Origin of the sequence: Pseudomonas sp. Pseusp3 (assembly GCF_047304225.1) — a bacterium.
GTDB classification, from domain to species: domain Bacteria; phylum Pseudomonadota; class Gammaproteobacteria; order Pseudomonadales; family Pseudomonadaceae; genus Aquipseudomonas; species Aquipseudomonas fluorescens_CD.
In genome coordinates, this window is sequence record NZ_JBGLYV010000164.1 from 1 (window position 1) to 8,049 (window position 8,049).

The following is an 8,049-nucleotide window of genomic DNA, read 5'->3' on the forward strand; positions in this document are numbered from 1 at the left end:
CAAATCCACCACCGCCAAAACCGCCCCCGGATCCACCGGAGCCGCCCCGGCCGGCGGGAAGGATACCGAGCATCTGGCACACAAAAACAGTCAGGATGAACAACATCACCAAAAACACGAACAACCCGGGATGCCGCGAGACAAAATCGTCCCCAGGATCGCCTCTGGATTCATACGCCGTGGAGGGTTCGTCCAAGGGGTTGCCGCCCAGCACCACCAGCATCGCCGCCACGCCGTCACTGATGCCCTTGCTGAAGTTGCCGGCCTTGAACGCCGGGGTGATGACCCGGTTGATGATCACCGAACTCTGGGCGTCCGTCAGTCGGTCCTCCAGGCCGTAGCCGACTTCGATGCGAAGTTTGCGCTCGTTGCGGGCGACGATCAGCAAGGCACCATTGTTCTTGTCCTTCTGCCCGATACCCCAGTGGCGACCCAGTTGGTAACCGAAGTCGGCGATGTCGGCGCCTTGCAAATCCGCCAAAGTCACTACCACAAGCTGTTCGCCGGTGGCTTGCTCATGGGCCTGGAGTTGCCGGGCAAGTTGCTCGCGCACAGATGGCTCGATCATCTGCGCGTTGTCGACCACCCGCCCCGTCAGCGCCGGGAAGCTCAGCTCGGCCCGGGCCGTGATCGTCACCACCCACAACAACAGCAACAGGCCTGTTTTCAGGACGCGCATTGGCAACCTCTTGCGTGGTGACGCCGATCAGCGCTTTTCAGAATTTGACCTCGGGGGCCTTTTCCGCCCCCGGTGTGGCTTCGAAGGTCTCGCGAACCGGTAGATTGCTGTACATCACGCTGTGCCACAGGCGTCCAGGGAACGTGCGGATCTCGGTGTTGTACTTCTGCACCGCGAGGATGAAATCACGCCGGGCCACACTGATCCGGTTCTCGGTGCCTTCAAGCTGCGATTGCAAGGCGAGGAAGTTCTGGTTGGCCTTCAGGTCCGGATAACGCTCGGAAACCACCATCAAACGGCTCAAGGCGCCACTCAGTTGATCCTGGGCTTGCTGGTACTGCTTGAGTTTTTCCGGGTTGTCGAGGGTCGAGGCATCCACCTGGATCGACGTGGCCTTGGCCCTGGCCTCAATGACCGCCGTCAGTGTCTCTTCTTCATGCCTGGCATAGCCCTTGACGGTTTCCACCAGGTTGGGAATCAGGTCGGCGCGCCGCTGATACTGGTTCTGCACCTGGCCCCAGGCGGCCTTGGCCTGTTCGTCGAGGGTCGGAATATTGTTGATGCCACAGGCGGTCAGCAACGTGGCCAGCACCAGCAGCGTGACGACCTGCAAACGCGAACGGTAGGTTGGACTTACATTCATCACAATGACGCTCCCTTGTACATTTCATGAAAAAACCGACCGTGAAACCTTCTGAGCCGGGTCTTGGGGCATAATCGCCCGCGCCTCTGGATTGCAACGGGCCGATGGGCTAAAAAGAGGCCCTGCACAAAAACGCATCCGCCCTCTGGCTGTCGTTTTTGGCTCTGGTTTGTTGAGCCGGCACCCGAACAACAATAGACGCTCCCTAAATTTTGGCTGGCCGGCGTGTACATCGCCGTTTGGGCCCTAGAGAAAACTATTCATGAAGAAGCTGTGTTTGCTGGGCCTGTTCGTCAGCCTGGCCAGTCATAACGTATTGGCCGCCACGACGCCCGCACCCCTGGAGAACAAGGAAGCCTTCGTCAGCAACCTGATGAAGCAAATGACCCTCGATGAAAAAATCGGCCAACTGCGCCTGATCAGCATCGGCCCGGAAATGCCGCGCGAAATGATCCGCAAGGAAATCGCGGCAGGCAACATCGGCGGTACGTTCAATTCCATTACCCGCCCGGAAAACCGGCCGATGCAGGACGCGGCCATGCGCAGCCGCCTGAAGATCCCGATGTTCTTCGCCTACGACGTGATCCACGGCCACCGCACCATTTTCCCGATCCCGCTGGCCCTGGCCTCGAGCTGGGACATGGACGCCATTGGCCTGTCCGGGCGCATCGCCGCCAAGGAAGCCGCGGCTGACAGCCTCGACATCACCTTCGCGCCGATGGTCGACATCTCCCGCGACCCGCGCTGGGGCCGTACTTCCGAAGGCTTCGGCGAAGACACCTACCTGGTGTCGCGCATTGCCGGCGTGATGGTCAAGGCGTTCCAGGGCACCGGCGCCAACGCCGCCGACAGCATCATGGCCAGCGTCAAGCACTTCGCCCTGTACGGCGCGGTCGAGGGCGGTCGCGACTACAACGTGGTCGACATGAGCCCGGTCAAGATGTACCAGGACTACCTGCCGCCGTACCGCGCCGCCATCGATGCCGGCGCTGGCGGGGTCATGGTCGCGCTGAACTCGATCAACGGCGTGCCGGCCACGGCCAACACCTGGCTGATGAACGACCTGTTGCGCAAGGAGTGGGGCTTCAAGGGCCTGGCTGTCAGCGACCACGGAGCGATTTTCGAGCTGATCAAGCACGGCGTTGCCGCCGACGGTCGCGAAGCGGCGAAGCTGGCGATCAAGGCCGGCATCCATATGAGCATGAACGACACCCTGTACGGCAAAGAGCTGCCAGGGCTGCTGAAGTCCGGCGAGATCCAGCAGAGCGATATCGATAACGCCGTGCGTGCGGTACTGGACGCCAAGTACGACATGGGCCTGTTCAAGGACCCGTACCTGCGCATCGGCAAGGCCGAGGATGACCCGGTCGACACCTACGCCGACAGCCGCCTGCACCGCGCCGAGGCCCGTGATGTGGCGCGCCGCAGCCAGGTACTGTTGAAGAACCAGAACGAAACCCTGCCGCTGAAGAAAACCGCGAAAATCGCGCTGGTCGGTCCGCTGGCCAAGGCGCCAATCGACATGATGGGCAGCTGGGCCGCCGCTGGTAAGCCGGCGCAATCGGTGACCCTGTTCGACGGCATGACCAACGCCTTGGGCGACAAGTCGACACTGATCTACGCCCGTGGCGCCAACATCACCAGCGACCCGAAAATCCTCGGCTACCTGAACTTCCTCAACTTCGACGCCCCGGAAGTGGTGGATGACCCGCGTCCGGCGAACGTGCTGATCGACGAAGCGGTGAAAGCGGCCAAGGAGGCTGACGTCGTTGTCGCCGCCGTCGGCGAATCCCGTGGCATGTCCCACGAATCGTCGAGCCGTACCGACCTGAACATCCCGGAAAACCAGCGCGAGCTGATCCGTGCCCTGAAAGCCACCGGCAAACCGCTGGTGCTGGTGTTGATGAACGGCCGCCCGCTGACGATTCTCGAAGAGAAAGAACAGGCTGACGCGATCCTGGAAACCTGGTTCACCGGCACCGAGGGCGGCAACGCCATCGCCGACGTGCTGTTCGGCGACTACAACCCGTCGGGCAAACTGCCGATCAGCATCCCGCGTTCGGTGGGCCAGATTCCGACCTACTACAACCACCTGACCATTGGCCGGCCGTTCACCCCGGGCAAACCGGGCAACTACACCTCGCAGTATTTCGATGACACCACCGGCCCCCTGTACCCGTTCGGCTATGGCCTTAGCTACACCGACTTCAGCCTGAGCGACATGGCGCTGTCGTCGACCACCCTGAACAAGACCGGCAAGCTCGACGCCAGTGTCACGGTGAAAAACACCGGCAAGCGCGATGGCGAAACCGTGGTGCAGTTGTACATCCAGGACGTGGCAGGCTCGATGATCCGCCCGATCAAGGAACTGAAGAACTTCCAGAAAGTGATGATCAAGGCCGGCGAACAGAAGGTCGTGCACTTCACCATCACCGAGGACGACCTGAAGTTCTACAACACCCAGCTCAAGTACGCGGCAGAGCCGGGCAAGTTCAATGTGCAGATCGGCCTGGATTCAGCGGACGTGACGCAGCAGAGTTTTGAGTTGCTGTAATCCCTGAAGCAACACAAAACAAATGTGGGAGCGGGCTTGCTCGCGAAAGCGGTCTGTCAGTCGACATCTTCGTTGTCTGACACTCCGTCTTCGCGAGCAAGCCCGCTCCCACATTGGATCTCAGTGTTTACGGAAATCGGGCACTAGCCCCTCCGATCCAGCAGATTCACCACCACCCGATCCACCCATCCCCACACCCGCTGCTTGACTCGCCGCCACAGTGGCCGCCGCTTCCATTCTTCCAGGCTGACTTGCTGGCTCAGGGCGAAGTCGTGCTCGAAACTCGCGGCTACCGCTCGGGTCAATCCGGGGTCCAGTGCTTCCAGGTTGGCTTCCAGGTTGAAGCGCAGATTCCAGTGATCGAAGTTGCACGAACCGATGCTCACCCAGTCATCGATCAGGACCATTTTCAGGTGCAGGAAACACGGCTGGTATTCGTAGATCTTCACTCCGGCCCTGAGCAGTCGCGGGTAATAGCGATGGCCGGCATAACGCACGGACGGGTGATCGGTACGCGGGCCGGTCAGCAGCAAGCGCACATCGACACCCCGGGCAGCCGCCCGGCGCAGGGAACGGCGGACTTTCCAGGTCGGCAAAAAGTACGGCGTGGCCAGCCAGATCCGTCGATGGCCGCTGTTCAGGGCGCGCACCAGCGATTGCAGAATGTCCCGGTGTTGACGGGCGTCGGCATACGCCACCCGGCCCATGCCCTCGCCCTGGGAAGGCACGCGGGGTAACCGCGGCAAGCCGAAATGCGAGGCCGGTCGCCAGGCGCGTCGATGGCGGTTGGCAATCCACTGCCGATCGAACAGCAGCTGCCAGTCGAGTACCAGCGGGCCAGTGATTTCCACCATCACTTCGTGCCATTCGCTGACGTCTTCGCCCGGCGTCCAGAACTCATCTGTGACACCTGTGCCGCCAACCACGGCCAGGCTCTGGTCCACCAGCAGCAGCTTGCGGTGATCGCGGTAAAAGTTGCCGACCCAACGTCGCCAGCTCAGGCGATTGTAAAAGCGCAGCTCCACACCGGCGGACATCAGTCGCTGACGCAAGGCCAGGGTAAAGGCGAGGCTGCCGTAATCATCGAACAGACAGCGCACCCGTACACCGCGTTCGGCGGCCTGCACCAAGGCCTGGACCATGGCTTCGGCGCAGGCGCCCGCCTCCACCAGATACAGCTCCAGCTCGACTTGTTCTTCCGCCCGGGCAATCGCCACCAGCATGCGCGGAAAAAATTGTGGGCCGTCGACCAGCAGTTCGAAATGGTTGCCTTCGCGCCAGGGAAAAATCGCACCGGCCATGTCAGCGCGCCGTGAAAATCAGTACCGCACCCACCGGTACCGACAGGCTGATCGCCGACAGGTCGGCCATTTTGCGCAATGCTTCCAGGCCGGGAACCAAATCGAAATCTTCGGCGTTGATCACCAGCGGTTCGAGGGTCACCACCTGAAAGCGCCGGTCATCCAGACGGGTCGCCAGCAGTTGGGCCTGGTACTCGTGTTGTTTGCCATGCAGGTCGACCGTCAGCGGCAGGCGCAACTCCAGCTGTGCGCCGGGAGCGAGGTCGTTGATCGGGCGCAGATCGATTTTCGTGGTGATCAAGGCCTCGGGAAACCGGTCGATCTGGAACAGCGCCTTGCGCATGCGCTCATCGCGCAACGGAACGCCGCTATTGATCGACTCCAGCTCGACCTCCACCTGCGCCAGCCCCTCGGGATCGACCTTGCCGTGCAGCACCAGAAAGCGCTGCACTTCAGAGACATTGGCGTTTTTGGTACTGACAAACGACAGGCGCGAAGACTCGCCATCGAGGTACCAATCGGCACGGGCCGATAAAGCGGCGCCTGCCAGCAGTAGGAAAGCGAGGGGTTGGAGGGTGGAGCGCATCAACATAAAGACTCGTGGGGCAGATAAACCTGTGCTGAACCTTAACCGGCCTTCAGCGCATTGCAAGCCGTCTGCTGCTCCAAACCCGCTTTTGTGGCGAGGGAGCTGTCGCCCCACCTCAAGACTTCAGCGCCGTCAGGGTTGCAAGCGGCAGCCCTGGCGCTCGCCGATCCACACGGCGCTGTTGCTGCGGCCCATGCCGCTGACCGCGACACGCTTGCCGGCCGGTTCATCGGTAAAGCTGCTGGCAGGCAGCCACTGTTTCACATAACGGTGGCAGTACTCGGCGTCGTTGTTCATCACGTAGCGACACGAACAGTATTCCTTGGCCGTGTATGCGCTGATGATGTTGGGGAACGCCCATAGCGCCACCCGTTCGTGCCAGATCCAGCCGAGCAAGGCGATCAGCAGGATCAGCAACAGGGAAGCGATCGGTCGACGGCGAATGAAACCGGTCACGGCTGCACCTTCCCGGCAACGGCGTTGAGCGCGAGCTTGAGCAATTGGTTGTGCCGGTAACTGCCGTCGCGGTCATCGCCGTAGCGGACGATCACCAGGTGTTCACTGGGGATCACATACAACGCCTGCCCCCAATGGCCCAGCGCCGCGAAGGTATCGGCGGGGGCATCGGGCCAGGGTCGCGCCGCGCCTTCAACGGCTCTATTGAGCCACCATTGGCCGCCGGGGACGGTATCGTCTTGATGGGCGTGATAGTGAGCGAACGGCTCGCGGTTGAACGCCACCCAGTCCCTGGGCAGCAGTTGCTTGTCTCCCCAGCGGCCCTCGCGATCCATCAACAGACCGACCCGGGCCAGATCCCGTGCAGTGAGGTAGGCATAGGACGAAGCGACGAAGGTGCCCGTGGCATCGGTTTCCCAGACCGCGTGGCGAATGCCCAGCGGTTCGAACAATGCAGTCCACGGGTAGTCGGGATAGCGGCTGGGGCCGACGATGGTTTTCAGCGCGGCGGACAACAGATTGCTGTCACCGCTGGAGTAGCGAAATGCCTGGCCCGGCGCCGTGTACGCAGCATGGGCTGCGGTGAACGCGGCCATGTCGTGGTGACCGCGGGTGTAGAGCATGGCCACCACCGAAGACTTCAGCGGTGCGTATTCATAGTCCTCCTGCCAATCCAGGCCCGAGGCCCAGTGCAGCAGGTCGGCCATGGTCATGTCGGGGTGTTTTTGCAGGGGCGGATAAAACTTCGCCACCGGGTCGTCGAGCTTGAACAAGCCTTCGCCATAGGCCACACCGAGGACCGTGGCCATCAGGCTCTTGCTGATCGACCAGGTCAGGTGCGGCGTCTCGGCCTTCGTCGGACCGGCGTAGCGCTCGTAGAGCAACTGGCCGTCGCGGATCACCAGCAAGGCATCGGTGCGAATGCCCTGGCGTGTGGTGTCATCGCGGGATGGGAAGGCGTAGGCCTCCAGGGCTTGAAGCGCCGGGCCGGTCGGCGTCGGGGCGGTCGGCCATTGCTCGGCGGGCCAATATTCGGCCTGGACCGTGAAGCTGAGCAACAGCATGAAAATCAGGGACAAGCCTTTGGGCATGGCAGGGGCTCAGAGATTGAACTTGCTGAGCCTAGTCGAGGTTGATGACAGTTCAGAAATTTATGCTGCCAATCAGGCCGCCATCGCGAGCAAGCTCGCTCCCACAGGCTCAGTGCCCTATCTGATATTTGTGTGCGCCAGAGATCCCTTGTGGGAGCGAGCTTGCTCGCGATGAGGCCAGTCAGGGCAACGAAGATTCCGCCAGCGCCTTGGCCAACCGCTTGCCCCGCGCCCCCGCCGCCAACTCCATCACCGCTCGGTCGCGCTGCCACATCGCCGCCCACTCCGCCGGCCCTCCAGCCAGTGCCTCGTTCACTTCAGCCTTGAGCCCTTCGAACTGTGCAAACAACCCGCCCAGTACCACATGCCCGGCCAGGCTGGTCGGTGGCTGGCGGCTGCTTTCCGCGCACCCCGCCAACAATCCCAGCAGACGCAATTGCAAGGATTGCGGCCAGGCACAGTCCTGACCGATGCCGTACAACCACGCGGTCATGGCGCTCAGTACATAGATGTCTTCCAGCGTGCGGAACGGTTTGACGTAGGCGTCCCAACCATCCCCCGCGAGCAACTCGCACAGCGCGTTATCCAGAAACAACCGGCCGTGGCTGATGTCCGGCATCAACGGAATCGGCGCCAGCTTTTCCACTCGTACTCCCGGCTCATCGCGATAGATCACCGCCAGGCTCAAGCGCGGATCGGCGCCGGGCGCCTCGCTGCGCGCCGCCACCAGCAGCCA

Annotated in this window: 7 protein-coding genes and 1 pseudogene; 1 reads left to right on the forward strand and 7 read right to left on the reverse strand. The window is 62.0% G+C overall.

Annotation, left to right across the window (positions count from 1 at the left end):
• Both ACCD00_RS29330 and ACCD00_RS29335 read right to left on the reverse strand, forming a co-directional pair.
• The coding region (locus tag ACCD00_RS29330) for a TPM domain-containing protein (protein WP_413428716.1) at positions 1-679 on the reverse strand (679 nt) is incomplete at its 3' end.
• A gap of 37 nt (positions 680-716) precedes the next feature.
• Positions 717-1,322 (reverse strand): LemA family protein, encoded by a 606-nt coding sequence (locus ACCD00_RS29335; RefSeq protein WP_008019429.1) that lies wholly within the window; start codon positions 1,320-1,322, stop codon positions 717-719.
• A gap of 262 nt (positions 1,323-1,584) precedes the next feature.
• Here ACCD00_RS29335 and bglX point away from each other — a divergent pair, with 262 nt between their 5' ends.
• Positions 1,585-3,876, forward strand: coding sequence for a beta-glucosidase BglX (gene bglX / locus ACCD00_RS29340; RefSeq protein ID WP_413428717.1), 2,292 nt, complete (start codon positions 1,585-1,587; stop codon positions 3,874-3,876).
• Positions 3,877-4,019: 143 nt separating this feature from the next.
• Here bglX and ACCD00_RS29345 read toward each other — a convergent pair whose 3' ends face one another.
• The 5 genes and pseudogenes from ACCD00_RS29345 to ACCD00_RS29365 form a co-directional block, all read right to left on the reverse strand.
• Complete coding sequence (locus ACCD00_RS29345; RefSeq protein WP_413428718.1) at positions 4,020-5,177, reverse strand: phospholipase D-like domain-containing protein; 1,158 nt, start codon at positions 5,175-5,177, stop codon at positions 4,020-4,022.
• A 1-nt stretch (position 5,178) separates the two neighbouring features.
• Positions 5,179-5,769, reverse strand: coding sequence for a YceI family protein (locus ACCD00_RS29350; protein ID WP_413428719.1), 591 nt, complete (start codon positions 5,767-5,769; stop codon positions 5,179-5,181).
• Positions 5,770-5,898: 129 nt separating this feature from the next.
• A complete protein-coding gene (locus ACCD00_RS29355; protein ID WP_413428720.1) occupies positions 5,899-6,222 on the reverse strand; it encodes an amidase in 324 nt (107 codons plus the stop codon).
• Positions 6,219-7,313, reverse strand: coding sequence for a serine hydrolase domain-containing protein (locus ACCD00_RS29360; RefSeq protein ID WP_413428721.1), 1,095 nt, complete (start codon positions 7,311-7,313; stop codon positions 6,219-6,221). Before ACCD00_RS29360 ends, ACCD00_RS29355 begins: the two co-directional genes overlap by 4 nt.
• A gap of 181 nt (positions 7,314-7,494) precedes the next feature.
• Positions 7,495-8,049: pseudogene (locus ACCD00_RS29365) on the reverse strand (acyl-CoA dehydrogenase); the annotation flags it as partial.

Bases quoted from the DNA above. Each gene is read 5' to 3' on its own strand.
- ACCD00_RS29350 (WP_413428719.1), bottom strand. From the start codon at position 5,769: ATGTTGATGCGCTCCACCCTCCAACCCCTCGCTTTCCTACTGCTGGCA.
- ACCD00_RS29335 (WP_008019429.1), bottom strand. From the start codon at position 1,322: ATGAATGTAAGTCCAACCTACCGTTCGCGTTTGCAGGTCGTCACGCTG.
- ACCD00_RS29360 (WP_413428721.1), bottom strand. From the start codon at position 7,313: ATGCCCAAAGGCTTGTCCCTGATTTTCATGCTGTTGCTCAGCTTCACG.
- ACCD00_RS29345 (WP_413428718.1), bottom strand. From the start codon at position 5,177: ATGGCCGGTGCGATTTTTCCCTGGCGCGAAGGCAACCATTTCGAACTG.
- bglX (WP_413428717.1), top strand. From the start codon at position 1,585: ATGAAGAAGCTGTGTTTGCTGGGCCTGTTCGTCAGCCTGGCCAGTCAT.